The organism is Streptomyces sp. NPDC001920 (assembly GCF_053594495.1).
This window is the reverse complement of the sequence record NZ_JBSFEP010000004.1, coordinates 257,201-282,737: the sequence shown is the minus strand read 5'-3', so window position 1 is coordinate 282,737 and position 25,537 is coordinate 257,201. Positions and strand designations below refer to the sequence as shown.

Sequence of the window (25,537 nt, the reverse complement as noted above, 5' to 3'; positions counted from 1 at the left end):
GGCGCAACCCCGCCGCCCGCCGGCCCCTCATACAGGTCGAACCATCCCGGGTTCTCGGAGAGGAGCGCCTGTTGGCCCGTCAGTTGTCCCGTCGACAGTTCGTGGTCTACACGCTCGCGGCGACCACCCTGACCGTCGCGGCGCCGCTCGGCTGTGACGGCTCCCCCGCACAGGGCGCCGAGGAGGCCGCGGACGGTGGCCGCCGCGGGTCGGAGGCCGTGGCCACCGGCACCGACGAGGAGATGCTGGTCCTGGAGGTCACCCCAGCCAACAGGGTCGTCGTACGGCTGCCGCGCGTCGAGGTCGGCCAGGGCGTCACCACCGCCGTCGCCATGATGATCGCCGACGAGCTGGACGCCCGGCTCGCCGACGTCGACATTCCGCTCGCGGACGCCCGGGACAAGGGCAACCAGTTCACGGGCGGCTCCAGTTCGGTCAGTTCGCTGTACGGACCCGCCCGGCATCTGGCCGCCGCCGCCCGCGCGAAACTCGTCACCGCGGCCGCCAGGCGCTGGCATGTCCCGGCACGGACCCTGCGTACCCGCGGCACGCGGGTCTTCGCACCGGACGGGCGTACCGCCACCTTCGGATCGCTCAGCCGCAGCGCCGCCCGGATCACGCGGCCGGCCGTCCCCACCACCCCCAAGCCCGCGTCGCAGCACCGGCTGATCGGACGGCCGACCAACCGCATCGACGCCCGTGACATCGTCACCGGCAAGGCGAAGTACACCGGGGACCTCACGGCGGCCGGAGCGAAGCCGACGGTCGTGGCCCGGCCGCCGACCCTCGGCGGGAAGGTCCTCTCGGTCGACTCCCGAGCCGCCCGCGCCCTGCCCGGTGTCCACGCGGTCGTGCGGATCGCCGGCGGGGTCGCCGTGGTCGCGGAGACCTTCCACCATGCCTTCCAGGCCCGCGACGCCCTTCGGATCACGTGGGCCCCGGGCCCCCTCGCCGACCTCTCCGACCGCGAGATCCGCCGCCGGCTGCGTGCCGCGGTCCCGAAGCTGGCGACCCCGCCGAGCGGATCGACGCAGACCGAGGCCGAGTTCGAGTTCGCCTTCGTCAGCCACGCGCCGATGGAGGTGCTCACCGCGGTGGCCGATGTCCGTGCCCAGCGCGCCGACATCTGGTTCTCCTCCCAGACGCCGCAGTCGGCGCGGGAGGACATCGCCTCGGTGGTCGGCCTGCCGGCGTCGAAGGTCCGGGTCCACGTCCTGCGCGGCGGCGGCTCGTTCGGGCGCCGCCTGAACCACGATGCCGCCATCGAGGCCGCCGAGATCTCCAAGAAGGCACGCCGGCCCGTGAAACTCATGTGGAGCAGGGCCGACGACATCCGGCACGGCAGAATGCGGCCGGCCTCCCACCACCGGATCCGGGCCAGCCACGCCCGCGGCCGCGTGGTGGCCTTCGCCCACGCGACCGCCTCGGTCAGCGAGTCCTACGAGCAGCGGGGCATGTCCGCCCAGGGTGTGTCCACGCGTGCCCTGACCACCCGGGCCGGGATGCGCACCGCCGTCCGCGCCCCCGCGGCGGCACCACTCCCCAGCGACGGCGGCCTCTACAACTTCGGTCCGCTCTCCGGGGATTCGGGCTCGGTCGAACTGGCGATCCCGCTCGGCGCATGGCGCTCGGTGGACTCCGGCACGGTACGCACCGCCGAAGAGATCATGGTCGACGAGGTCGCCCGCAGCCTGGGCGAGGACCCGGTCGCCTTCCGCCGTACGACCCTGCGCAGCAAGGCCGTCCGGGCCGTGCTGGACAAGGTTGCCGAGGCGGGGGAGTGGGGCCGGCGCATGCCGCGGGGCCATGCCCAGGGCGTCGCCCTCCACGAGGAGTACGGCTCCTGCGTGGCCTGCCTCGTCGAGATCGACGCAGACGATCCGAGGCACCCGCGCGTGACCAAGGTGGTGATGGCGGCCGACGTCGGAACGGCCGTCAACCCACGCGGACTGGAGGCCCAGCTCATGGGCACCGCCGTCGACGGCATCTCCACGGTGCTCAGCGCCGGACTGCACATCGACCGGGGCGCCGTCCGCGAGAGCAGCTTCGCCGATTTCCACTACGCCCGCCAGCGCCACGCCCCCCGGCACTTCGAGGCGCACATCATGCCCTCCCGGCGCGAGCCCGGCGGAGCCGGTGAACTCGGCGTCCCGGCCGCGGCCGGCGCCGTCGCCAACGCCTACGCGCGAGCGACCGGCACCAAGCCGCGCCGCTTCCCGCTGAACTTCTGAGCCACCCTTCGAGAAGGTACCGATGCCGTCCTATTCCTTCATCCTCAACGGCGAGCGGGTCACCGTCGAGGCACCCGCCGACATGCCCCTGCTGTGGGTCCTGCGCGACCTGCTGAACGTCACCGGCCCCAAGTACGGCTGCGGCGTGGGCGCCTGCCGCGCCTGCACCAGCCACCTCGACGGCGCCGAGATACAGCCCTGTGTCGTCCCCGTCGCCGACTGCTCCGGTCGCGAGGTCACCACCATCGAGGGCCTGGCCGACGGCGACCGGCTCCACCCGGTGCAACAGGCCTGGCTGGACTGCGACGTCGCCCAGTGCGGCTTCTGCCAGCCGGGCCAGGTCATGGCCGCGGCCGCCCTCCTGAAGAAGACGTCCACTCCGACCGACGCCGACATCGACCGGATCGAGAACGTCTGCCGCTGCGGCACCTACTCCCGGATCCGCGAGGCGATCAAGAAGGCTGCCGCGAGCGGCTGATCAGGCGCCTTCGGCCAGGCCGGGGGCCGCCGTACGCTGGGGGCCGTGCACAACCGCTTCGAGGACCCACGTGCAGTGGCGGCGCGGTTCACCGGACTCGCGGCCACCGGTGAACGGCACCTGTCCGGGTCGCTCACCGAAGTCACCCTGGACGGCGGCCGGGTGGTGATGGTCAAACGCGGCGACGGCGACCGCGCCGCCCGGGCCGAGGCGACGGGGCTGCGCTGGCTGGCCGACGCCGGCGCCGTCCGCGTCCCCGCCGTGCACGGCCACGACGACCGGTGGCTGGTGACCGACCGCGTGCCGACCGGCCGGCCCGGCCCGCGAGCGGCCGAGCGGTTCGGCCGGGACCTGGCCGCCCTGCACGCCGCCGGCGCGCCCGCGTTCGGCGCCCCACCGCCGGGCGGCCCCGACGACGCGTACATCGGGCTCGCCCCGATGCGCAATGCCATCGGCGCCGACTGGCCCGGCTGGTACGCGGAGCACCGGGTGCTGCCGTATCTGCGGCGCGCGGTCGACGACGGCATCATCCGCAGCGCCGAGTCGGCCGTCGTCGAGCGGGTCTGCGAGCGGCTTCCGGAGCTGGCGGGACCTCCCGAGCCGCCCGCCCGCCTGCACGGCGACCTGTGGAACGGCAACGTCCTGTGGGGCGCCGACGGCCACGCCTGGCTGATCGACCCGGCCGCGCACGGCGGCCACCGCGAGACCGATCTGGCCATGCTCCACCTCTTCGGCTGCCCCCACCTGGACCTCGTCGTGGAGGGGTACCGGCAGTCGGCTCCGCCGGCCGACGGCTGGCGCGACCGCATCCCGCTGCACCAGCTCTTCCCGCTCCTGGTGCACGCCGTGCTCTTCGGCCGCGGCTACGCGGAACAGGCCCTCGCGGCGGCAGCGAAGGCCCTGGGCTGAACCGTCGGGCCGCTCAGCCGGCCAGTGCCCTCAGCACCCGCTCGGCGCTGTCCTTGCCGGACTGCGGGTTTTGGCCGGTGATCAGGTTGCCGCGCGGGCCTGGGGCGGACGGTGACGGTGTGTCAGCTCCAGCTGGGGGAGCGTCCGTCGGGGTGCCCGTGCGGCACGGGACGGCCCGTGAACGCGTCCAGCAGCACTCGGTCGCCGAGCGGCCGGTCCAGTACCACCGTCACCTCGTCCGCGAGCAGTTCGGACGTGCACAGACCGTCGCTCGAGCCGAGGACGTAGCCGGACAGCACCACACTGCCGTCCGTCTCCAGCACGTCCACGGCGGGCCCGTCGTCACAGGCGCCGTGGTGGGCCAGCACGGTGACGGCCCGGCCGTCCTCGGTCACGTCGACCAGCCCGCTGAGGTCCCAGAGATCGTCGGTGGGGGTGTCCCCGGCCGGCTCCACGGGCGGCTCGGGAAGCTTCGAGGGGTCGAGGGCGACCCGCTTGAGCGGGGTGTCGTAGCCCTCGATCGTGAACAGCCAGGCCGGTACGGTGGCCGGCCCGCGGCTCGTGGCCAGCCGCGTCTCGCCGAGCCTCACCCCGGTCACGGTCAGGCGCGGCCCCTGACCGCTGCCGTCGCCCAGCCGCTCGTACGCCTCGCGCGCTCCCATGAGCGGCAGCGTGAGCGAGCCCCCGCCCTCCCAGGTGACCTCGCCGTCCTTCCGCGGGGCCGCGGGCAGGTCCCCGCGCAGCTCGAAGTTCTGGGTGAGGTACGCCTCCTTGTCGGCTTCGTCATGAAAGGCGCCCTCGGGCAGCTGGACGGCGTCCGCCATCGGGTAGTAGCCCTCGCGCCAGGCCGCGGCGGCCGGTGACCCGTCCCAGGCCGCGGCGACGTCGCGGGCCCGGGGCCTGGTGTCCGGGGCCGGTTCGGAGCGCTCGGCGCTCCCGCCGGCGGGGCCGCAGCCCGCGGCGAACAGGCCGAGCACGACGAACAGTCGGACGGTGCGTGAGGTGGTCGTAGGCATGGATCCCCCCGAACGGACGGCGACGGGCCGGGAGCGCCGTGCGGGTCCGCTCCGAGACTGTGACGCACGAAGGGCACGTAGCGTTCGGCCGTGCGGCGACGTCGGCTCCGCCGCGCCGCGCCTCACCTCAGACCACGCCTTCGCCCCGCAGCGTCTCGATCTGGGCGTCGGTGCGGCCCAGTCCGGCGAGGATCGCCTCGGTGTGCTCGCCCGGCGCCGGCACCGGGTCCATGCGCGCGGGCACCCCGGCGAGATCGGCCGGCGGGAGCAGAGCCTGCACCGTCGCCCCGCCGGGCACGGCGACGTCCCGCCAGCGGCCGCGCGCGGCCAGGACGGGGTGGTCCAGGAACGCGGCGACGTCGTTGACCCCCGCGCAGGCGATCCCGATGGCTTCCAGGTCCTTCAGCACCTGCGCGGCGTCGGAGCGGGAGCACCGCTCGGCGACGACGGCGTTGATCTCCTCGCGGTGGGCCACCCGGGCGGAACTCGTGGCGAACCGCGGGTCGTCGGTCAGCTCGGGCCGGCCCAGGAATCCGGCGCACAGGGCGGCCCACTCGCGCTCGTTCTGGATGGAGAACAGCACTTCCTTGCCGTCGGCGGCCGGGAAGGCGCCGTACGGGGCGATGGTGGCGTGCTGCGTCCCCAGCCGCGGGGGCTGGCTGCCGCCGTACCGGGTGTAGTAGGCGGGCTGGCCCATCCATTCCGCCAACGCCTCGAACAGGGACACCTGCACGGGGTGCGCCCTGCCGGTGGTGGCGCGGGTGTACAGGGCGGTGAGAATGCCGCTGTAGGCGTACATCCCGGCGGCGATGTCGGCCACCGATATGCCCACCCGGGCTGTCTCCTCGGGAGTGCCGTTCAGCGACACCAGACCGGTCTGGCACTGCACCAGCAGGTCGTACGCCTTGCGGTCGGCCCATGGGCCGGACGTGCCGTACCCGGAGATCGTGCACGGGATCAGCCGCGGCCACCGCTCGGCGAGGGCCTCGGTGCCCAGGCCGAGGCGATCGGCCGCGCCCGGCGCCAGGTTCTGCACGAACACGTCGGCGTCGTCGAGGAGCCGGTCGAGGATCTCGCGTCCCCGGGGGTCCTTGACGTCCAGCGTGAGGGATTCCTTGGAGCGGTTGAGCCACACGAAATAGCTGGAGGTGCCGTGCACCGTCGTGTCGTACCGGCGGGCGAAGTCGCCACCCCCGGGCCGCTCCACCTTGATCACGCGCGCGCCCAGGTCGGCGAGCTGCCGGGTGGCGTAGGGGGCGGCCACGGCCTGTTCGAGGCTGACCACCGTGATGCCGGACAGGGGAAGCTGCGACGCGATCATACGGCCCAGTTGTACGACCCCGCCCGACCGCTGTCAATGGCGGCCCCGACCCCGTTGACCTGCGTTTTTCGGGGCATCGCAAGGGCCGGCAGGTGCGGCGTCCCGTCCGTCCCCGGCGCCCTTCCCGCCGCACGGGGTGGTGCGCGATGCGAAGTGACCCATATGGGGCACGGAAGTCTTCGAGGCCGCAGAGGCAGACCTCAGGCGGGCACGCGGAGCGTCTCCACCGCCCTGACCAGGGGGGCGAGTTCGGGGTTTTTGGCGGCTTCGTCGAGGGCCTGGCGCAGGGCCGTGTCGTTGGTGGGCCGGGCTTCTTCGAGGAGGGCGAGTCCGGCTTCGGTGACGTCGGTGTAGATGCCGCGGCGGTCGGTGGGGCAGAGGTAGCGGGAGAGCAGGCCGCGGTCCTCCAGGCGGGTGACGAGGCGGGTGGTGGCGCTCTGGCTGAGGACGACGGCGTCGGCGACCTGCTTCATCTGCAGGTGGCCGCCTTCGCCGCTGTGCTGTCGGCTGAGGACGTCGAGCAGGGAGTACTCGCGCACGCTGAGGTCGTGCCCGGTCTGCAGGGCGCGCTCGATGTGCGCCTCGATCCTGCCGTGCAGCAGGGAGAGGGCGCACCAGCCCTGGGCGAGCGCGGTCAGCGCGGGGTCTGTGGCCGTCATGGCGCCGGTCTCCTCCGTCCCGAAGTCAATGACATCCAGGATATGGCATGCGTGAAATTTCCGGCCACCGCGTGTAACGAGCGTATGCAAGTAAGGCGCCGGAACTCCGTGGCATCGTGCCCGTGCCGGCCCTGGGCCCTGACCCGACCAGCCGCGAGCGCGGCAGCGAACCGAGGAGTGCGATCCCCGGGCCGGCCGACGCCCCACGACGACCCTGTGGCGACCCGCCGGTCCCGAGGAACTGCGCCTGGTCCGCGAGTTCGGCCGGCGAGCCTGGCCGCCGCGCCTGCCGGAACAGCCGATCTTCCATCCTGTCCTCAACGAGCCGCGGACACCGGCGGTGGAGCGCACATGCCGTGGGCCACATACGCACTGACCGCCACGGCTCCCCGCCCGGCGTGGAGCCGCCTCCCCACTCGGGCTCAGCGGCCGGCCGAGCTCCGCTGAGCCTCGGCGGGGCGGCTCCGGGAGACGACGCGCGTCCCGAGACCGTCGACGACCCGTACCTGCAATGAGCCGCAGCCGCACCGCGTCCACACCGTCCGGCCCGCCGCGGTGTTGTGCCGGGACACCACCTGGAAGGGCTCGGCCCCGTCCGGCCACCCGCAGTGCGGGCAGGCGGTGCCGGTCGTGCCGGTCGTGCCGGTCGTGGTGGTCGTGCTGGTCATGGCGAACTCCTCGCATCCGGTGGCTTCTTCGGCGTCGCGACACCACCAAGGGTGCGGGGCCCCTTCGTACACGTCCAGGTTGACTTTCCGGACGTTACCTTGAAGCGTAGCCTTCATGATTGACCTGCGCCGACTGCACGTCCTGAGGGCGGTCGCCCACTACGGCACGGTCACCGCGGCCGCCCACGCCCTGCACTTCACCCCCTCCGCCGCCTCCCAGCAGATCCGTCAACTGGCCCGTGACCTGGGCGTGGACCTGCTGGAACCGCAGGGTCGAGGGGTGCGCCTGACCGCTGCCGCCGAGAGTCTGCTCGCCCACGCCGACGCGATCGCGGCACGCTGGGAGGAGGCCGAGCTCGACCTGAGCGCCGAGCACCGGGCCCCCGCCGGGCAGCTGCGCGTCGGCGGATTCCCCACGGCCGTGTCGGTGCTGCTCGCGCCGATGGCCGTCCGGCTGCGCGAGCGGCATCCGCGCCTGACCGTACGGATCCGGGAGACGGTGGTGCCGGAGAGCTTCGACCTGCTCTTCGAGCGGGAGATCGACCTGGCCGTGGTGGAGGTCGCCCCGCACAACCCGCCTCTCGGCGACGCCCGCTTCGACCAGCAGCCCTTGCTGGACGACCCGTACGACCTCGTCGTCCCCGACGATCACCCGCTGGCCGGACGTGACCGCGTCGACCTCGCGGAGGCGGCGCACGAGGACTGGATCGCACCGGTGCCCGAGAGCCCTTGCCGTCCGCATGTGATGTCGGCGTGCGGGGCGGCCGGGTTCACCCCCGCCGTGCTCCATCACGCCAGGGACTGGCATGTCACCGCCGAGCTCATCGCCCACCGGCTCGGTGTCGCCCTGATCCCACGACTGGCCCGGCTGACCCCGCACCTGCCGATCAGTCGCGTCCGTTGCGCGGGCGACCCGCACCGCAAGCTTCTCAGCAGCACGCGCCGTGGCTGCCGGGAACGCCCGGCGGTGGCGGCGGCGTTGGAGGAGCTGCGCGCACTGGCCCGCGCGGCGGTGGCATGACGGGTCGGACGCCGTCGGGCTTCGCCGACCGGGGGTCGCAGGAGACGTAGCGGCGAGGCGACGAGCGGGCGGAGGAGCTCAGGGGCGACGAAGAGCGGAAGGCGACGTCGAGTCCGTATACGACGAAGCGGCCAAAGCCTTGGGCCCCGGCCGCTTCGAAAGGACCCCGGTCCGGTCAGGCGGCCGCCACCTCGCCGGCGTGGCCGTGGACACGGGCGATGACCTCGGTCAGCTGAGCGGCGACCTCGGCGTCGTCGACCGGGTGGGTCTCGGCGAAGCGGGTGAGCGAGCCGGGGATGGACAGCTTGACGTCCTCCAGCACCTTGCCGCCGGCGATGCCCACCGACTTGCGGGTCTCGTCCTGCGCCCACACGCCGCCGTACTGGCCGAAGGCGGTGCCCACCACGGCGACGGGCTTGCCGCCGAAGGCTCCGGCACCGTAGGGGCGGGACAGCCAGTCGATGGCGTTCTTCAGCACGGCCGGGATGGTGCCGTTGTACTCCGGGGAGAACATCAGGAACCCGTCGGCGGCCAGCGCGGCCTCACGCAGCTTGGCGGCGGCCGCGGGGACGCTGCCCTCGACGTCGATGTCCTCGTTGTAGAACGGGATGTCGGCCAGACCCTCGAACAGCACGACCTCGGCGCCCTCGGGGGCGAGCTTGACGGCCGCCTCGGCGAGCTGGCGGTTGTGCGAACCGGCGCGAAGGCTGCCGACGAGCGCAAGGATGCGAACAGACATGGTGAACTCCAAGATGCCGTAACACTGCCGAAACGATCCGGACCGAGGTCCGCTTAATTTCTAACACCATAACCGGACCGCGGTCCAGTTACATTCCCGATGCTTTACGCTGGATTCATGTCCGCCGTCCTGCCCCCCTTCCCGCCGTCTCCGGAACCCGCCGCCACCCCTCAGCTGCTGGACGTCGGCTCCGGGCCCGACGAGCGCTGCCTGCGCGCCGACGCGGCCCGCAACCGTGCCCGGCTCCTGGAGGCCGCGGCCGAGCTGATCGCGGAGCACGGGGCCGCCGGCGTCACCATGGAGGCGGTGGCCGCGGCGGCCGGCGTGGGCAAGGGCACCGTCTTCCGTCGGTTCGGTGACCGCACCGGCCTGCTGACGGCCCTGCTGGACCACTCGGCGAAGAAGCTCCAGGCCGACTTCCTGGGCGGGCCTGCGCCGCTGGGGCCCGGGGCGCCGCCGGTCGAGCGCCTGCAGGCGTTCGGCCTGGCGGTGCTGTACCGCACGGTCGAGCAACTGGACCTGCAGCTGGCGGCCCAGCCGGAGGCGACCCGCCGCTTCGCCCACCCCTCGTACCGGGCCCTGCACACCCATGTCACCGTCCTGCTGCGGCAGATCCGGCCGGACGCCGACTGCGAGCTCCTCGCCCAGACGCTCATGGCCTACCTCGATCCCGCCCTGGTGCACCATCTGACCAGGCAGTGCGGCATGCCCATGGAACGGCTGGAGAAGGGCTGGTCCGACCTGGTGGCCCGGCTGACGGGCTCCGGCGCGTGAGCGGACGGGGACCCTGAGCGACGGCTCGCTCACCGTGTCTGCAAGGATGCGGTACGTCATGGTGCAGATACCGAAAACGACCGCGCCCGCCCTCCCCGCACAGCGCTCGGTACCCACGAGCGCTGATGTGGCCCGCCTGGCCGGCGTCTCGCGCGCGACCGTCTCCTATGTCCTGAACAACACCAGCGCCGTCCGGATCAGCGAGCCCACGCGCCGTCGCGTCCACGCGGCCGCCAAGGAACTGGGCTACGTCCCGCACGCGGCCGCCCGCAGTCTGCGCGCCGGGCACAGCCGGATGGTCCTGATGCCCGCCCCGAGCTTCCCCGTCGGTCCCCTCTACAGCCAGTTCCTCGGTGACCTCCAGGCCGCCCTCGGCCGCCTCGACTACACGGTCGTGCAGCACGGCGGCGTCGGGCTGTACGGAGACGACGCCGCCCGCGCCTGGGCGGAACTGCGCCCGGTGGCCGTCCTGGTGCCCGGAGCGGGGCTCTGCCCGAAGGGGCTGGCGGTGCTCAAGCGGTCCGGTGCGCGGGCGGTGATCACGCTCGGTCCCGAGTCGGTCGAGGGGGCGCACGCCGTGATCATGGACCACGAAGCCGTCGGCCACTGCGCGGGCCGCCACCTCTACGAGCGCGGCCGGCGCCGCGTCGGCGTCGTCGTGCCCGAGGGGGACGGCCTGGACTCCTTCTCCACGCCCCGCCTTGAAGGCGTGCGCCGCGCCCTGCGGGGCACGGACGCCACCGTGACCGCCCTGCCCCTGGCCTACGAGGAGGAGTCCGCCGCGCGGCTGGCCGCCCGCTGGCGCGATCTCGGCCTGGACGCCGTGTTCGCCTACAACGACGAGTACGCGATGCTGCTGATGCGTGCTCTGCAGGACGAGGGCCTGCGCGTCCCGGCCGACACGGCCGTCATGGGCGCCGACGACCTGATGCTGGGACGTCTGCTGCGGCCCAGGCTGAGCACGGTCCACATCGAACTGCCGTCCGGACGCGAGCTCGCGGAGCTGGTCGACCGCGCCGTGCGCAACCCCGCTGCCGCGCCCGAGACGCACAAGGTGCTGGGGGCGACGGTGGTGCACCGGGAGTCCAGCTGAGGCAGCGCGCGTTCGGCCGACGTACCGTCGAAGCCAGGGAGGCGTGGCCATGCGTACGACGGTCGGCATCATCGGCGGAGGTCCCGCCGGTCTGCTCCTCGCCCGTCTGCTGCACCGCGCCGGTGTCGACTGCGCGGTGCTGGAGCGCCGGACGCGGGAGTACGTCGAGCGGCGGCAGCGTGCCGGGATGCTGGAGCAGGGCACGGTCGACGCGCTGCGCGAGGCCGGCGCCGCCGAGCGGCTGGACGCCGAGGGCCTGGTGCACCAGGGCATCGAGCTGCGCTTCGACAGGGAACGCCATCACATCGACTTCCCGGGCCTCACCGGTGGCCGTACGGTCACGATCTACGCCCAGACCGAGATCGTGAAGGACCTCGTCCCCCTGCAACTCGCCGACGGGCCACAGCTGTTGTTCGAGGCCGCGGCGCTCGCGGTCGAGGGGGCGCGCAGCGAGGCGCCCGTCGTGCGCTTCCTGCACCAAGGCCGCGAGCAGACCCTGACCTGCGACTGGGTCGCCGGCTGCGACGGATTCCACGGCGTCTCCCGCCGCGCCTTCCCGGCCGGCGCCTGCCGCTCGTACGCCCACGAGTACCCGTACTCCTGGCTCGGCGTCATGGCCGAAGTCCCGCCGTCCTGCGAAGAGTTGATCTACGCGCGCGGTGACCGCGGCTTCGCGCCGCACAGCATGCGCTCACCGTCGGTGTCCCGGTTCTACCTCCAGGTCCCCAACGGCACCGACCCCGGTGACTGGCCCGACGGCCGGGTCTGGGACGAACTGGACGCCCGTTTCGCGATCGACGCCGACTGGGCCCTGCGCCGCGGGCCCATCACCTCCAAGTCCGTGACGGCGATGCGGTCCCACGTCCACGAACCGATGCGGCACGGCCGTCTGCTGCTGGCCGGTGACGCCGCCCACATCGTCCCGCCGACCGGCGCCAAGGGCCTCAACCTCGCGGTGTCGGACATCCGGGTGCTGGCTCGCGCCCTCACCGTGCTGCACCGCACAGGGGAGTCACAACTCCTCGACGTGTATTCCGAGTTGTGTCTGCAACGCGTGTGGCAGGCCACCCGTTTCTCGGACGACATGACTAGGATGTTGCACGCTCAACCAAATGGGGACGCGTTCGACCACCGGATGCAGCTCGCACGGCTGCGCCGGGTCATCGCATCCCGCCACGCCGCCGCCGAACTGGCGGCGAACTACGCGGGACTTCCGCTCCCCGTGTGAGTCCCGCCGGTCATCGAACGGAGAGTCGCAATGCCGTTGCTCGACCCCAAGGCCTGGCACTCCAGCTCCCTGTCAGGAGGCGAGTACACCGTCACCGAGCCCGCCACCGGTGACCCGCTCGGCACCGTCACCCTGGCCGACGCCGAGGACGTCGGCACGGCCGCGCGAACCGCCCGTGACGCCCAGTCCGAGTGGGGCCGGCTGCCGCACTTCGTCCGGGCCGCCGTGCTGCGCAAGGCCGGCGACCTGTTCACCGCGCACGCCGACGAGCTGCGCGAGTGGCTGGTCCGCGAGTCCGGCTCGATCCCCGGCAAAGCCGACTTCGAGCTGCACGTCGCCGCCCAGGAGTGCTACGAGGCGGCCGCGCTCGCCTCCCGCCCGGCCGGGCAGGTCCTGCCCAGCGAGGCGCCCCGACTGTCCTACACACGCCGGGTGCCCGTCGGGGTCGTCGGCGTGATCGCGCCGTTCAACGCCCCGCTGATCCTCTCCATCCGCTCCGTCGCCCCGGCGCTCGCGCTCGGCAACGCGGTCCTGCTGAAGCCGGACCCGCGCACGGCGGTCTGCGGCGGCCTCTCGCTCGCGGCGGTGTTCGCCGAAGCCGGGCTGCCCGAGGGGCTGTTGCACGTCCTGCCGGGCGGCCCGGACGTGGGACAGGCGCTGGTCGCCGACCCACGCGTGCCGGTCATCTCCTTCACCGGCTCCACGGCCGCGGGCCGGGCCGTCGGCGAGGCCGCCGGGCGCCACCTCAAGCGTGCGCATCTGGAACTGGGCGGCAACTCCGCCCTGATCGTGCTGGAGGACGCCGACATCGACGCGGTGATCTCCACGGCCGCCTGGGGATCCTTCTTCCACCAGGGCCAGATCTGCATGACGACCGGACGGCACCTCGTCCACCAGTCCCTCTACGAGGAGTACGTCGAGCGCCTCGCCGCCAAGGCCGAGTCCCTCGCGGTCGGCGACCCGCACCGTGCCCAGGTCCACCTCGGCCCGCTCATCGACGACGGTCAGCTGGGCAAGGTGCACGGCCTGGTGGAGGCCAGTACCGCGCGCGGCGCCAAACTGGCCGCGGGCGGCACCCACGAGCAGCTCTTCTACCGGCCGACCGTGCTCGCCGGCGTCGACGACGGGACCCCCGCGTACGCCGAGGAGGTGTTCGGCCCGGTCGCGCCCGTACGCCCCTTCACCAGTGCCGACGAGGCCGCCGCCCTCGCCGCGGCCGGCAGCTACGGCCTCTCCCTGGGCATCGTCACCCGCGACGCCGCCCGCGGCCTCGACCTGGCCGAGCGCGTCCCGACCGGCATCGTGCACATCAACGACCAGACCGTGAACGACGAGGCCGTCGCCCCCTTCGGCGGCATCGCCGCCTCCGGCACCGGCGCCCGGTTCGGCGGCGATGCCAACCTGGAGGCGTTCACCGAGCTGCGCTGGACGACGGTGCGCGGTGACGTGGCGGCGTACCCCTTCTGAGGCGGTCTGCCGGTCGTTCCGGAAGGCGGTCTGCCGGCCTTCTTCCGGAGGGCGGCCTACTGACCGTTCGGCTCGGCCTGCGCCTGCTGGGCCGCGACGGCCTTGTGCACCTCGTCCATGTCCAGCTTCCGGGCCTGCCCGATGACGTCCGCGAGAGCGGCCTCGGGCAGGGCACCCGGCTGCGCGAACACCGCGACACGGTCACGGACGATCATCAGCGTCGGAATCGACTGGATGCCGAAGGCGGCCGCCAGCTCCGGCTGGGCCTCGGTGTCCACCTTGCCGAACACCAGGTCCGGGTTCTCCTCGGCCGCCTTCTCGTAGACCGGCGCGAACTGACGGCACGGCCCGCACCAGGACGCCCAGAAGTCGATCAGGACGAACTCGTTGTCGGTGACCGTCTCATCGAAGTTCTCCTTGGTGAGCTCCACGGTGCTGCTCATGGCGATTTCCTCTTCCTGGTGTCAGGGGCGAAGCCGTCGTCGACAACATGGCCGTGCGGCCGCGTATTCCGTCGTGTTCCGGCGCGCGTACCCGTGTGGCCACGCCGCACACCACCCGCAAGACTGACCCCATGACGGAAACGGATTCCAACGTGTACGACGTCGTGGTGCTCGGGGCCGGGCCCGTGGGGGAGAACGTGGCCGACCGGACCCGGGCGGCCGGTCTCTCCACCGCGGTCGTGGAGAGCGAGCTGGTCGGCGGTGAGTGCTCGTACTGGGCGTGCATGCCCAGCAAGGCCCTGCTGCGCCCGGTCATCGCCCGGGCCGACGCCCGCCGCCTGCCGGGCCTGAGCCGGTCCGTGCAGGGGCCCCTCGACGCGGCCGCGGTCCTCGCCCGACGCAACGAGTTCACCTCGCACTGGCAGGACGACGGGCAGGTCGGATGGCTGACCGGCATCGGCGCCGACCTCCATCGCGGCCACGGCCGTCTCGCGGGGCCCCGCACGGTGGAGGTGACCGGCCCCGACGGCGTACGGCACGTCCTGACCGCCCGGCACGCCGTCGCCGTCTGCACCGGCAGCCGCGCCGTCCTCCCCGACCTGCCCGGACTCGCCGAGGTCAAGCCCTGGACCAGCCGCGAGGCCACCGGCGCCCAGTCCGTGCCCGGCCGGCTGGTCGTGGTCGGCGGGGGAGTGGTCGCCACCGAGATGGCCACGGCGTACCAGGCCCTCGGCTCCCGGGTCACCCTCCTCGTACGCGGCAAGGGCCTGCTGAACCGCATGGAGCCGTTCGCCGGTGAGCTCGTCGCCGAGGCGCTCACCGAGGCGGGCGTCGACGTGCGCACCGGGACATCGGTGCGGTCGGTGACCCGGAAGGACGGCATCGTCGTGGTCGGCACCGACTCCGGCGACCGTATCGAGGCCGACGAGATCCTCTTCGCGACCGGACGGGCCCCGCGCACCGACGACATCGGCCTGGACACGGTCGGAATGGAGCCCGGCTCGTGGCTGGAGGTCGACGACAGCCTTCGGGTCACCGGCAGCGAATGGCTGTACGCGGTGGGCGACGTCAACCACCGGGCCCTCCTCACCCACCAGGGCAAGTACCAGGCCCGCATCGCGGGCGCGGCCATCGCCGCCCGGGCCTCCGGCGTCTCCCTGCCGGAGTCGGACCCGTGGAGCGCTCACGCCGCCACCGCCGACCACCGCGCCGTCCCCCAGGTCGTCTTCACCGACCCCGAGGCCGCCGCGGTGGGTCTGTCCCTGGCCGAGGCGGAGCAGGCCGGACACCGCGTCCGCGCCGTCGACCACGACCTCGCCTCGGTGTCCGGGGCCTCCCTGTACGGTGACGGCTACCGGGGCCGTGCCCGCATGGTGGTCGACCTGGAGCGCGAGATCCTCCTCGGCGTCACCTTCGTCGGCCCCGGTGTCGGCGAGCTCATCCACTCCGCGACGATCGCGGTCGCCGGTCAGGTGCCGATCAGCAGGCTGTGGCACGCCGTTCCGTCGTATCCGACGATCAGTGAGGTGTGGCTGCGGCTGCTGGAGTCCTACCGGGACAACTGACCTCCACCACCGGGGAGTTCGGGCGCGACCGCCGAGCCGTCGAGGCCCGACGGTCGCGCCCGGGACCCGCTAACGGGCGGGCAGCAACTCCAGATACGCCTCGTCCCACAGATCCTCGTCCGCCTCCGGCAGCAGCAGCACCCGGTCCGGGCGCAGCGCCGCGAGGGCGCCCGCGTCATGGGTGACCATGACGATCGCGCCGGGGTACGTGCCCACCGCGGCCAGGACCTCGGCGCGGGAGGCCGGGTCGAGGTTGTTGGTCGGCTCGTCCAGGAGCAGGACGTTCGCCCCCGAGTGCACCAGGCCCGCCAGGGCCAGCCGGGTCTTCTCGCCGCCGGAGAGAACACCGACCGGCTTGTCGGCGTCGTCCCCGGTGAACAGGAACGAGCCCAGGACGCGCCGCAGTTCACCCTGGGACAGGTGCGGTGCGGCGGACGCCAACTGCGCACCGACCGTCAACTCAGGTTCCAGAGTGTCGTGTTCCTGGGCGAAGTAGCCCAGGCGCAGCCCGTGCCCAAGGACCACCCGGCCCTCGTCGGGCCCGTCCTGACCGGCGAGGATGCGCAACAGGGTGGTCTTCCCGGCACCGTTGGGGCCGAGGACGACCATACGGCTGCCCCGGTCGACCGCCAGGTCCACGCCCCGCAGGACGCGATGGCCGTCGTACGCCTTGGTGAGGCTGACCGCTCCCAGCGGGACGCGGCCGCAGGGCGCCGGTTCGGGCAGCCGGATCCTGGCCACCCGCTCGGTGCGCCGGACCGGTTCGAGGCCGGCGAGCATGCGGTCGGCACGGCGGGCCATGTTCCTCGCGGCGACGGCCGTCGACACGCGGGCGCGCATCCTGTCGGCCTGCGTGCGCAGCGACGCCGCCTTGCGCTCGGCGTTCGCCCGCTCGCGGGCCCGGCGCCGCTCGTCGGCCTCCCGCTGGGCGAGATACGCGTCCCAGCCCGTGTTGTGGACGTCGATCGTGGCGCGCCCCGGGTCCAGGTGGAAGACCCGGTTCACCGTCTCCGCGAGGAGGGAGGTGTCGTGGCTGATCAGGACCAGCCCGGCGCGCTGCTGGGTCAGGAAGGTGCGCAGCCAGGCGACCGACTCCGCGTCGAGGTGGTTCGTCGGCTCGTCCAGCAGCAGCGTGCCGTGCTCGGCGAACAGGATGCGGGCGAGCTCCACGCGGCGGCGCTGGCCGCCCGAGAGCGCGCCCAGCGGCCGGTCCATCAGCCGGGCGGGAAGCCCGAGCCCCGCGGCCACCCGGGCGGCCTCGGCCTCCGCGGCGTAGCCGCCGCGGGACTGGAACCGGGCCTCGGCGCGCACGTACGCGTCCATCGCGCGCCGCGTACCGTCGGCCATGGCCTCCTCGGCCCGGCGCAGGGCCCGTACGGCCTCGTCGAGGCCCCGCGCGGACAGGATGCGGTCGGCGACGGTGACCGTCGGGTCGGCGGCGCGGGAGTCCTGGGGCAGATGGCCGACGTCGCCGGTGCGGGTCACGGTGCCGGCGGCGGGGCGCAGGGTGCCCGCCAGGGTGTGCAGCAGCGTGGTCTTTCCGGCGCCGTTGCGGCCGACCAGGCCGACGCGGTCGCCGGGGGAGATGCGGAAGGAGATGCCGGACAGCAGCAGACGCGCGCCCACGCGCACGTCGACAGCACTGGCGGTGATCATGAGAAGACGCTCCGAACAAGCAAGAGGACACACGGGTGGCGTGGAAGCGGGTCCTCAGCTAGGAGATTCGGGGCGTCGACATGCGCTCAGGGTAAGGGCGAAGCCGTCCCCGGCGCCTGCGGTTTTCCTCGCGCGGCCGTCGTGCGCCTGTGATCCAGCCGGCGGGTCTGCTCCGCCGGGCGGCCGTTCTCCTCGTCCGCTACGGCAGTTCGAAGCCGAGCGCCTCCGCGGCCCGCACCGGCGTGGGCTGTGCCCAGCGCTCGACCAGCGCCTGGTTCGACGTGAGTGAGCGCAGCTCGGCACGGTCCAGGTACAGCGTGCCGTCGAGATGGTCGGTCTCGTGCTGCACGATGCGGGCGGGCCAGCCCTTGAACACCTCGTCGACCGCGCGCCCGTGCTCGTCCGCGCCCGTGAGCCGCACCTCGGCGGGCCGGGCCACCACCGCCTGATAACCCGGGACGCTCAGACATCCCTCGAAGAACGCGGCACGAGCGGTGCCGACGGGCTCGTACGAGGGGTTCACCAGCACCCGGAACGGCTGCGGCTCCCGTCCCCGGGCCACCCGTACCTCCTGCGGTACCGGTGCCGGGTCCTCGATGACCGCGATCCGCAGCGGCACACCCACCTGCGGTGCGGCGAGGCCGACGCCCGGCGCCGCGTGCATCGTGATGCGCAGCGCCTCGACGAAGCGGGACAGCAACGCCGGGCCCAACTGACCCTCGAAAGGCTCACTGGGGCGCCGCAGCACCGGGTCGCCGGCCGCCACGACCGCCAAGGGGCCTTCTTCCGCCAGGAGTTGCTCGACCTGCTCGGCCAGGGGTGCGCGCTCACTCGGAACTGCCATCACGCCAGCATGCCATGGCGCGCGCGCCCCCGGCCGACTCCCTTGTGACGCACGCCACTTGAAAGGCCGGGAACTCGACGCCCTCTTCACCCGACTACTGGACCGCCACTGCACAGAAAACGTCCCCGCTCTCCGGAGAAGCCGCCCATGCCCACCGCTGACACGACCACCACGGAGGAGGCGGCGCAGCCCGACGCCCCGCCGTCCTCGCCCAGCAGATGGGCACCGCTGCGCCCGCTGATCCTGCGTCTGCACTTCTACGCCGGAGTACTCGTCGCCCCGTTCCTGCTCCTCGCCGCGGCCACCGGCTTTCTGTACGCCGGCGCCTTTCAGGCCGAGAAGCTCGCGTACGCCCACGAGATGACGGTCCCGGTCGGTGACGAGAAGCTGCCGATCTCCCAACAGGTCGCCGCCGCCCGCAAGGCCCACCCCGAGGGCACGATCTCGGCGATACGCCCCTCCCCGCAGGACGACGCGTCCACCAGGGTCATGCTGTCCGGCGTGAAGGGCGTCGCCGCCGACCACACACTCGCGGTGTTCGTCGACCCGTACACCGCCGAGGTGCGCGGTGCCCTCGAACAGTACGGCTCGACCGGCGCGCTGCCCCTGCGCACCTGGATCGACGAGTTCCACCGCGACCTGCACCTCGGCGAGACCGGCCGCCTCTACAGCGAGCTCGCCGCGAGCTGGCTGTGGGTGATCGCGGCGGGCGGCCTGGTGCTGTGGTTCTCCCGCCGCCGCGCCCTGCGCAAGGTGCGCGGCACCAGCGGGCGGCGCCGCACGCTCGGCCTGCACGGCACCGTCGGCGTCTGGGCCGCCATCGGGTTCCTCTTCCTCTCGGCGACGGGGCTGACCTGGTCGGCCTACGCCGGCGCGAACATCGACGAGCTGCGCACCTCCCTCGGCCAGGCCACCCCGTCCCTCTCGGCCTCGGCGGGCGGCGACCACGGTGGTCACGGCGCCGCAGCCGGCTCCGGAGGAAGCGGTGAGCACGGCGTCGGTCTCGACAAGGTCCTCTCGGCCGCGCGCGCCGAGGGCCTGGGCGATCCCGTGGAGATCGTGCCGCCCGCTGACACCTCGTCCGCGTACGTGGTGAAGCAGGTGCAGCGCAGCTGGCCCACGAAGCAGGACTCGGCCGCGATCGACCCGGCCACCGGCGAGGTCATCGACGTGCTGCGGTTCGCCGACTACCCCGTGCTCGCCAAGCTGACCCGTTGGGGCATCGACCTGCACACGGGGGTCCTGTTCGGTCTGGCCAACCAGATCGCCCTGATGCTGCTCGCGCTGTCGCTGATCCTGCTGATCGTGTGGGGCTACCGCATGTGGTGGCAGCGGGGCCGCGGGTCCGCCTTCGGCCGGCCCGTCCCGCGCGGCGCCTGGCAGCAGGTGCCCCCGCAGATCCTGGTGCCGCTGGTGGCGGTCGTCGCCGTCGTCGGCTACTTGGTGCCGCTGCTCGGCATCTCGCTGGCCGCGTTCGTCGTGGTGGACGTGGTGCTCGGGGAGGTCGCCCGTCGGCGGGGGCGGCGCAGGCCGGCCGGGGCGGGTCAGGCGGCCGGTTAGGCATCTGGCGGCCGGATGGACGCAGGGGCCCGGTTCCGGGGGGATCCGGGCCCCTGACCTTGTTCGGCGCCGCCTCGCTCAGAGCTGTTCGAAGTCGCCCGCCAGCGCGGAGGCGAGGCGCAGGTGCGGCTCCGCCTCCTCCTGGCGCCCCTGCCGCTGCAGGGTGCGGCCCAGCATCAGCCGGGCGTACTGCTCGACGGGGTCGTTCTCGATGATCACGCGCAACTCGCTCTCCGCGCGCCGGAGTTGGGCCGAGTGGTAGTAGGCGCGCGCCAGCAACAGCCGAGGCCCGGTCTGCTCCGGCACCTCCTCGACCAGCCGGCCGAGGACACGCGCGGCGGCGGCGTAGTCCTTGGCGTCGAAGAACATCTGCGCGCGCTCCCAGCGCTCGGCCGGTGTTCCGTGGTCGTAGTACGTCATGTCCACTGCTGACCTCCTGTGCGGCCCTCAACGGACATGGGTGGTTCGATATTCCACTACGGGGCCGGGGTGTCCGCCAGGGCGGCGAGTTCCGCGTTAGCCCGCTCCGTGACGAGGGTCAGGACGCGCCCCGCGGCGGCCAGGTCCTGCGCCGGGAGGCCGGCGTAGATCCGGGCGGTGACGGGGGCGGTCTCGGCGGTGGTCCTGGCGTACAGCTCCCGTCCGGCGTCCGTGATCCGTACCCGGGACGGCTCCGGACCGGCCAGCAGCCTCGCGGCGATCAGCTCGTCGACCACGGAGTGCGCCTCCGCCCGGTCGATCTTGAGCGCGCCGACCACACCGTCGACGAGCTCGCCCCGCTCGACCGGTTCCCCGGCGACGGCGACGAGCCGGAGGGTGACGGACTGCTGGAAGGTCGCGCCGTGCCGGCCCAGCACGTTCTCCAGGAGCGCCCGGCTCGCGTAGTGAGCCAGGGCTATGACGCGGGGGTTGAGCGGGGGAGCGGAAGCGGAGGCGGAAGTGGGAGGGGAATCGGGCGTGGAGGCGGGCGTGGAAGCGGTGGCGCTCATGACTGCTCCTTGTCAAGGTCGCTGTCCGTGGTGAACGGATCCAGGGGGGCGTCGAGCAAGGTGGCCAGCTCGCGCGTGAACTCCCGTGTACGCGCACTGTCCAGGCCGCCGAGGGGTGCGAGCAGCTGCTGGAGGAGCCCCTGGACGACCCTGATCGCCTGCCGGGTCCGCTCACGGCCCTGTTCGGTCAGGGCCAGCTGTACGGCGCGGGGGTCGCGGGGATCCCGCGCGCGTTCGAGGAGGCCGGCGGCCTCCAGGGACCGCGCCAGCTTGGAGACGTACAGCGGCTCCAGCCCGGTGTGGTCCGCCAGGCGGCGCTGACTGGGCCGCTCTCCCCGGCGCTGCATGCCGTACAGCGAGGCCACCAGCGCGTACTGCGCGTGCGTGAGCCCCAGCGGGGTCACGGCCCGGTCGACCGCGACCCGCCACTTCGTGGACAGGCGCCACACCAGGAACCCGGGGGAGACGTTCTCGGAACCCTTGCTCATGGCCGATACGGTACATGGATACTATATCCATGGCTACTATATCCATGCCTGCTGTTCCCGGAATCGCATCGAGACGGCCCCGAGTGACGGACTGACGTGGTGGCCCCGGCGGGGCTAGTTTGGGCGCCATGAGCAATCTTGATCGCGAGCCGGCGCCCGCCATCTGCGGTGGCCGGGGTTTCGTCGTGGCGGAACCCGTACGCGAACTCCTCAGTCCTCGCCACGTCAAGCTCGGCGAGTCCACCGAAGTCCGTCGCCTGCTGCCCAACCTCGGCCGGCGCATGGTCGGCGCCTGGTGCTTCGTCGATCACTACGGCCCCGACGACATCGCCGACGAGCCCGGTATGCAGGTTCCGCCGCACCCGCACATGGGCCTGCAGACGGTGAGCTGGCTGCACGAGGGCGAGGTGCTGCACCGCGACTCCACCGGCAGCCTGCAGACCATCCACCCGCGCGAACTGGGCCTGATGACCTCCGGCAAGGCGATCAGCCACTCCGAGGAGAGCCCGAGGTCCCATGCCCGCTTCCTGCACGGCGCCCAGCTGTGGGTCGCCCTCCCGGACAGCCACCGCCACACCGACCCGCACTTCGAGCACCACGCCGAGCTGCCGGTCGTCACGGCACCCGGCCTGCGGGCCACCCTGATCCTCGGCGGCCTGGACGGCGCGACCTCGCCCGGGACGACGTACACGCCGATCGTCGGCGCCGACCTGACCCTCTCGCGCGGTGCCGACGTACGCCTCCCGCTGGAGCCCGACTTCGAGTACGCCGTCCTGTCCATGTCCGGCGAGGCCCACGTCGACGGCGTCCCGGTGCTGCCCGGCTCCATGCTCTACCTCGGCTGCGGCCGCACCGAACTCCCGCTGCGCGCCGAGTCGGACGCCGACCTGATGCTCCTGGGCGGCGAGCCCTTCGAGGAGGAGCTGATCATGTTCTGGAACTGGATCGGGCGCACCCAGGAAGAGATCGAGCAGGCACGGCGGGACTGGATGGAAGGGACGCGGTTCGGGGAGGTGAAGGGGTACGACGGGGCACCACTGCCCGCACCGGAGCTGCCGCCGGTGCCGTTGAAGCCGCGGGGAAGGGTGCGCTGATCTGCGGGAAGGCTTCTGTGGTGGTGACCGCCGGCGGAAGGCGGTCGGGTCATTCCTCCTGCCTTCCGGCCGTCTGCCGGAACACCTCCGAACGGCCCGGCCGGCTGAAGCCGGTGCGTCGGTGTGCGAGGTTCTTCTCCCAGCTTCGGCGCTTGCGTAGACGTGTGCAGGTTCGGTGGTGCCCGGACTGATGCTGACCTGTGTGAAACGTGGCCATGTGGCTCGTTGGAGTCGTCGGCCCTGGAACGGTCCACATCTTGCCCTCAACGAGACGGGACTGGTCCTCCGTCGACGCCGCACTCCTCGGCGCGTGGGACTGATCCAAGCGGATGTGTCGGCCCGCCCAGTGCTACGGCGAAGTGGGCAGGTAGGGGCAGCGGAGCACGAGCAGGGTGATCTCGCTGGGGGAGAAGACACGGAACGGCGGTCCCCAGAAGCCGGTGCCGCGGCTGGTGTAGAGGAGGGTGCGGGTGCCGTGGTGGCTGAGGCCGGCGAGGGCGGGCTGGTCGAGGCGGACCAGGTGGTGGAAGGGCCAGATCTGGCCGCCGTGGGTGTGGCCGGAGAGCTGGAGGTCGATGCCGGCGGCTGCCGCCCGGTCGACGAACTTGGGCTGGTGTGCCAGGAGCAGGACGGGGAGGTCGGGGTCGGCGCCGTGCAGGGCTCCGGCGAGGTGGGCGCGGTGGCCTGCCAGGCCGGAGGATTCGGCGGTGACGTCGTCCACGCCGGCGACCACGAGGGTGTCGCCTCCGTGGTGAAGCAGCAGATGGCGGTTGCGCAGCGGCTCCCAGCCCAGCTCGTCCATCAGGTCGACCCAGCCCTGGGCCTGGCTGTAGTACTCGTGGTTGCCGGTGACGTAGACCCGGGCATGGGCGGCCCGCACTGCTCCGAGTGGGACGGCTTGGGCGCGGCGGCGTTCGGCCGTGCCGTCCGCGATGTCGCCGGTGTGGCAGACCAGGTCGGCTTCCAGGGTGTTCACCGTCTCGCACACCTGTGCCGACCAGCGGGCGCGGTCGAGCGGGCCGTAGTGCGTGTCGGTGATGAGGACGACGCGGAGGCCGTCCAACCCGGCGCCCAGCCGTGGAAGTTGCACGTCGAGTCGTCGCACCCGTGGCACGCGGCGGGCTTCGGCGTACCCCCAGGCGAGTAGTACGGCGGTCACGCAGAGAACGGCCCACGTCACGATGCGTGTCCGGTCCTGACTCTCACCGACGCCGGCCACGGTCAGGGCGAGCCGCAAGAAGACGCCGAGCAGAACGGACCAGGTGAACAGAACCCAGATCGTGCCCAGCAGGGTGTCACCGAGGATCGCCGCCCGGTCCTGCTGACGCCGGCCGTGGCCGCGCACCATCGCGAGCGGCATACATATGAGGCCGAGGACGAACAGGACGGTGCCGACCAGCGTGACGGGCAGCGGCCAGTGCTGGCCGGAGTACAGGAGCACCCAGCAGGGCACGGTCCACAGCAGGACTGGGGCGATCAAGGGGATGTAGCGCATCAGGCGGTGCAGCAGGCTCTGCCGCGGAGCCCGCGTGGCACTGTCGGCGGGTCGGGTGTCGCTGGTGTCTGTCACGCTTCCGCTCCCTGACCAGGCTGCTGTCTCGCGCAGGGTATCCGGTCGTCCTCGGGCTCGCGTTACGCACTGCTGCGCGACTCCGGCACGTGAACCGGCGGTCGACGCAGGGCACTTGAACGTACCTGCGGCGGCCACGGGCACCAGGCCGGCCGGTGCCCCACCGGGCATCACCGTGTGCACGCTGGGCCTGGGCTCGGTGTTCAAGCCCGCGATCTCCCACCCCTGCTCCGGCCCGGCCGGTGCCCGAGCTGACCGAGGACGCCACGGTCGCCGACGCGATCGACCTGCTGCGCCGCCGGGCCTCGCTCGCCGTGGTCCGTGACGCCTCCGGCCGGCTCACCGGCATCGTGAGCCTGGACGATCTGCCTCTGGATTGGCACGGCCAAGGGCCGCCTTGTCCTGACGGTCGGTTGCCGCCTATTTCGACGGCAACCGGCCTTCGATGTCGGGCGGATATCCCTGGTGAAGGTCCGGTGACGGCCGGGACGGGACTCGCTGCGCCGCCCCGACCGGTCACCGGATTGCGATCAGGCCGAAGTGCGGAAGGGGCCGGTGACCTCGTAGGTGATGCCGCCGGAGGAGCTGCCTGACGTGCCGCGCTGGCTGGAGAAGTACAGGCGCCGGCCGTTGGGGGAGAAGGCCGGGCCGCAGATTTCGGAGCTGGACTGGCCGGTGATGCGCAGGAAGGGGGCGACGATGTCGTCGGGGGTGATGATGCAGATCTCCATGTTGCCGCCGTCCTCGGCGACGAACAGGTCGCCGGAGGAACTGCCGGTGACGTTGTCGACGCCGGTCAGTGGTGCGGTGCCGTTGGTGACCAGGTTGTCGTCGTAGGCGAGTTCGTAGGTGCTGTTGAGCAGGTTGAGCTGCCAGACGCGGTTGTCGCCCTTGGTGGTGAACCAGACGGTGTCGTTGGCGTAGTGGCAGCCTTCGCCGCCGTTGAAGATCTTGGCGCCGGCGACCTGGTCGCGTGTGACGGTGGGGGAGCCGTCGGGGTCGGGCACGTTCGCCCAGGTGAACGAGCCGGAGGTGGCGGTACCGGCCTTGAGGACCTGGAGTGTGCCGGAGGACAGGTCGCCCCAGGTGGTGGGGACGAACCGGTAGAGGCAGCCGTCGGACTCGTCCTCGGTCAGGTAGATCACCTTGCGGACCGGGTCGGCGGCGGCCGCCTCGTGCTTGAAGCGGCCCATCGCGGAGCGGCGGACGGCGGCCTTCACGCCCCACGGGTCGGTCTCGTAGACGTATCCGAGGGACACCTCCTCGCAGGACAGCCAGGTGTTCCACGGGGTGGCGCCGCCCGCGCAGTTGCGGTTGGAGTTGGACAGGATGCGGTAGGCGCCGGTGACGGTGCCCGAGGAGTTGAACTTGACGGCGCCGGCGCCTCCGGTGGAGGAGATCTCCGAGTTGGAGACGTAGATCCATCCCGTGCCGTCGGCGAAGCAGGCGCCGCCGTCGGGGGCGTTGTGCCAGGTGTACGAGGTGCCGGGCACCGTCTGACCGGAGCGGGCGATGACTCTGCTGCTGAAGCCGGACGGCAGCATGATCCCGTTGGCGTCGGCGGCCAGCAGACCGCCGTAGGGGCTGGTGCCGTTCTGGGCCGGGGCCGCGTAGGCGGCGCCGCGCATGAGGGTGCCGCCGAAGACGGCGGCCGAGGTGCCGAACACGGCACCACGCAGGAAGTTGCGACGTTCCACAGCTACTCCTTCGACAAGAAGGGCGAC

Annotated in this window: 24 protein-coding genes and 1 pseudogene; 12 read left to right on the top strand and 13 right to left on the bottom strand. The window is 72.6% G+C overall.

Going from position 1 to position 25,537, the window contains the following annotated elements; translation table 11 throughout:
- The first annotated feature begins 101 nt into the window (after positions 1–101).
- From ACWCPI_RS08815 to ACWCPI_RS08805, 3 genes are read left to right on the top strand one after another with little or no spacing between them, the layout of a single operon-like run.
- Positions 102–2,231, top strand: coding sequence for a molybdopterin cofactor-binding domain-containing protein (locus tag ACWCPI_RS08815; protein ID WP_451037578.1), 2,130 nt, complete (start codon positions 102–104; stop codon positions 2,229–2,231).
- Positions 2,232–2,253: 22 nt separating this feature from the next.
- Positions 2,254–2,709 carry a (2Fe-2S)-binding protein gene (locus tag ACWCPI_RS08810; RefSeq protein ID WP_451037436.1) on the top strand — a complete coding sequence of 152 codons (456 nt, stop codon included), beginning with the start codon at positions 2,254–2,256 and terminating at the stop codon, positions 2,707–2,709.
- A 45-nt stretch (positions 2,710–2,754) separates the two neighbouring features.
- The gene (locus ACWCPI_RS08805) at positions 2,755–3,618 is read left to right on the top strand and encodes a fructosamine kinase family protein (protein WP_451037435.1); all 864 of its coding nucleotides are present in this window, start codon (positions 2,755–2,757) and stop codon (positions 3,616–3,618) included.
- 122 nt (positions 3,619–3,740) lie between these two features.
- On the opposite strand, the gene ACWCPI_RS08800 is transcribed toward ACWCPI_RS08805, so the two are convergent.
- From ACWCPI_RS08800 to ACWCPI_RS08785, 4 genes are all read right to left on the bottom strand, one after another.
- A complete protein-coding gene (locus ACWCPI_RS08800) occupies positions 3,741–4,634 on the bottom strand; it encodes a hypothetical protein (RefSeq protein WP_451037434.1) in 894 nt (297 codons plus the stop codon).
- A 127-nt stretch (positions 4,635–4,761) separates the two neighbouring features.
- The gene (locus tag ACWCPI_RS08795; RefSeq protein WP_451037433.1) at positions 4,762–5,955 is read right to left on the bottom strand and encodes a CaiB/BaiF CoA transferase family protein; all 1,194 of its coding nucleotides are present in this window, start codon (positions 5,953–5,955) and stop codon (positions 4,762–4,764) included.
- Between the two features lie 200 nt (positions 5,956–6,155).
- Positions 6,156–6,614, bottom strand: coding sequence for a MarR family winged helix-turn-helix transcriptional regulator (locus tag ACWCPI_RS08790; RefSeq protein WP_451037432.1), 459 nt, complete (start codon positions 6,612–6,614; stop codon positions 6,156–6,158).
- Positions 6,615–7,036: 422 nt separating this feature from the next.
- Entirely contained in the window at positions 7,037–7,282 is a 246-nt protein-coding gene (locus ACWCPI_RS08785; RefSeq protein WP_451037431.1) for a hypothetical protein, read from the bottom strand.
- A gap of 115 nt (positions 7,283–7,397) precedes the next feature.
- Here ACWCPI_RS08785 and ACWCPI_RS08780 point away from each other — a divergent pair, with 115 nt between their 5' ends.
- Positions 7,398–8,303 carry a LysR family transcriptional regulator gene (locus ACWCPI_RS08780; RefSeq protein ID WP_451037430.1) on the top strand — a complete coding sequence of 302 codons (906 nt, stop codon included), beginning with the start codon at positions 7,398–7,400 and terminating at the stop codon, positions 8,301–8,303.
- Positions 8,304–8,478: 175 nt separating this feature from the next.
- Here the strand turns inward: ACWCPI_RS08780 and ACWCPI_RS08775 are convergent, their stop codons facing one another.
- On the bottom strand, positions 8,479–9,042 hold the full coding sequence (locus ACWCPI_RS08775; RefSeq protein WP_451037429.1) for an NAD(P)H-dependent oxidoreductase: 564 nt from the start codon (positions 9,040–9,042) through the stop codon (positions 8,479–8,481).
- A gap of 99 nt (positions 9,043–9,141) precedes the next feature.
- Between ACWCPI_RS08775 and ACWCPI_RS08770 the strand changes: the two genes are divergently transcribed.
- Genes ACWCPI_RS08770 through ACWCPI_RS08755 form a run of 4 tightly spaced genes read left to right on the top strand, consistent with a single transcriptional unit; the run spans position 9,142 to position 13,604 of the window.
- Positions 9,142–9,816 (top strand): TetR/AcrR family transcriptional regulator, encoded by a 675-nt coding sequence (locus ACWCPI_RS08770; RefSeq protein WP_451037428.1) that lies wholly within the window; start codon positions 9,142–9,144, stop codon positions 9,814–9,816.
- A gap of 46 nt (positions 9,817–9,862) precedes the next feature.
- Complete coding sequence (locus ACWCPI_RS08765; RefSeq protein ID WP_451037427.1) at positions 9,863–10,909, top strand: LacI family DNA-binding transcriptional regulator; 1,047 nt, start codon at positions 9,863–9,865, stop codon at positions 10,907–10,909.
- 49 nt (positions 10,910–10,958) lie between these two features.
- The gene (locus tag ACWCPI_RS08760) at positions 10,959–12,137 is read left to right on the top strand and encodes a 4-hydroxybenzoate 3-monooxygenase (protein WP_451037426.1); all 1,179 of its coding nucleotides are present in this window, start codon (positions 10,959–10,961) and stop codon (positions 12,135–12,137) included.
- Positions 12,138–12,167: 30 nt separating this feature from the next.
- Entirely contained in the window at positions 12,168–13,604 is a 1,437-nt protein-coding gene (locus tag ACWCPI_RS08755) for a benzaldehyde dehydrogenase (protein WP_451037425.1), read from the top strand.
- A gap of 56 nt (positions 13,605–13,660) precedes the next feature.
- Here the strand turns inward: ACWCPI_RS08755 and trxA are convergent, their stop codons facing one another.
- Complete coding sequence (gene trxA, locus ACWCPI_RS08750) at positions 13,661–14,047, bottom strand: thioredoxin (protein ID WP_451037424.1); 387 nt, start codon at positions 14,045–14,047, stop codon at positions 13,661–13,663.
- Positions 14,048–14,178: 131 nt separating this feature from the next.
- Between trxA and ACWCPI_RS08745 the strand changes: the two genes are divergently transcribed.
- Positions 14,179–15,612 (top strand): dihydrolipoyl dehydrogenase family protein, encoded by a 1,434-nt coding sequence (locus ACWCPI_RS08745; protein WP_451037423.1) that lies wholly within the window; start codon positions 14,179–14,181, stop codon positions 15,610–15,612.
- Between the two features lie 69 nt (positions 15,613–15,681).
- On the opposite strand, the gene ACWCPI_RS08740 is transcribed toward ACWCPI_RS08745, so the two are convergent.
- Entirely contained in the window at positions 15,682–17,268 is a 1,587-nt protein-coding gene (locus ACWCPI_RS08740) for an ABC-F family ATP-binding cassette domain-containing protein (RefSeq protein WP_451037422.1), read from the bottom strand.
- A gap of 199 nt (positions 17,269–17,467) precedes the next feature.
- Entirely contained in the window at positions 17,468–18,112 is a 645-nt protein-coding gene (locus ACWCPI_RS08735) for a peptide deformylase (RefSeq protein ID WP_451037421.1), read from the bottom strand.
- A gap of 147 nt (positions 18,113–18,259) precedes the next feature.
- Between ACWCPI_RS08735 and ACWCPI_RS08730 the strand changes: the two genes are divergently transcribed.
- Positions 18,260–19,672, top strand: coding sequence for a PepSY-associated TM helix domain-containing protein (locus ACWCPI_RS08730; protein WP_451037420.1), 1,413 nt, complete (start codon positions 18,260–18,262; stop codon positions 19,670–19,672).
- Positions 19,673–19,750: 78 nt separating this feature from the next.
- Here ACWCPI_RS08730 and ACWCPI_RS08725 read toward each other — a convergent pair whose 3' ends face one another.
- Genes ACWCPI_RS08725 through ACWCPI_RS08715 form a run of 3 tightly spaced genes read right to left on the bottom strand, consistent with a single transcriptional unit; the run spans position 19,751 to position 21,149 of the window.
- Positions 19,751–20,098 carry a tetratricopeptide repeat protein gene (locus ACWCPI_RS08725; protein ID WP_451037419.1) on the bottom strand — a complete coding sequence of 116 codons (348 nt, stop codon included), beginning with the start codon at positions 20,096–20,098 and terminating at the stop codon, positions 19,751–19,753.
- 50 nt (positions 20,099–20,148) lie between these two features.
- Complete coding sequence (locus ACWCPI_RS08720; RefSeq protein ID WP_451037418.1) at positions 20,149–20,661, bottom strand: MarR family transcriptional regulator; 513 nt, start codon at positions 20,659–20,661, stop codon at positions 20,149–20,151.
- The gene (locus ACWCPI_RS08715; RefSeq protein WP_451037417.1) at positions 20,658–21,149 is read right to left on the bottom strand and encodes a MarR family winged helix-turn-helix transcriptional regulator; all 492 of its coding nucleotides are present in this window, start codon (positions 21,147–21,149) and stop codon (positions 20,658–20,660) included. The genes ACWCPI_RS08720 and ACWCPI_RS08715 overlap by 4 nt, the downstream gene beginning before the upstream one ends.
- Positions 21,150–21,277: 128 nt before the next feature.
- On the opposite strand from ACWCPI_RS08715, the gene ACWCPI_RS08710 reads away from it, so the two are divergent.
- Positions 21,278–22,243, top strand: coding sequence for a pirin family protein (locus ACWCPI_RS08710; RefSeq protein ID WP_451037416.1), 966 nt, complete (start codon positions 21,278–21,280; stop codon positions 22,241–22,243).
- A gap of 349 nt (positions 22,244–22,592) precedes the next feature.
- On the opposite strand, the gene ACWCPI_RS08705 is transcribed toward ACWCPI_RS08710, so the two are convergent.
- Positions 22,593–23,813: a metallophosphoesterase gene (locus ACWCPI_RS08705; protein WP_451037415.1), complete on the bottom strand. Its 1,221-nt coding sequence runs from the start codon at positions 23,811–23,813 to the stop codon at positions 22,593–22,595.
- Between the two features lie 227 nt (positions 23,814–24,040).
- On the opposite strand from ACWCPI_RS08705, the pseudogene ACWCPI_RS08700 reads away from it, so the two are divergent.
- Positions 24,041–24,181, top strand: a pseudogene (locus tag ACWCPI_RS08700) (CBS domain-containing protein); the annotation flags it as partial.
- 162 nt (positions 24,182–24,343) lie between these two features.
- On the opposite strand, the gene ACWCPI_RS08695 reads toward ACWCPI_RS08700, so the two are convergent.
- Complete coding sequence (locus tag ACWCPI_RS08695; protein ID WP_451037414.1) at positions 24,344–25,510, bottom strand: alkaline phosphatase PhoX; 1,167 nt, start codon at positions 25,508–25,510, stop codon at positions 24,344–24,346.
- Positions 25,511–25,537 lie beyond the last annotated feature (27 nt).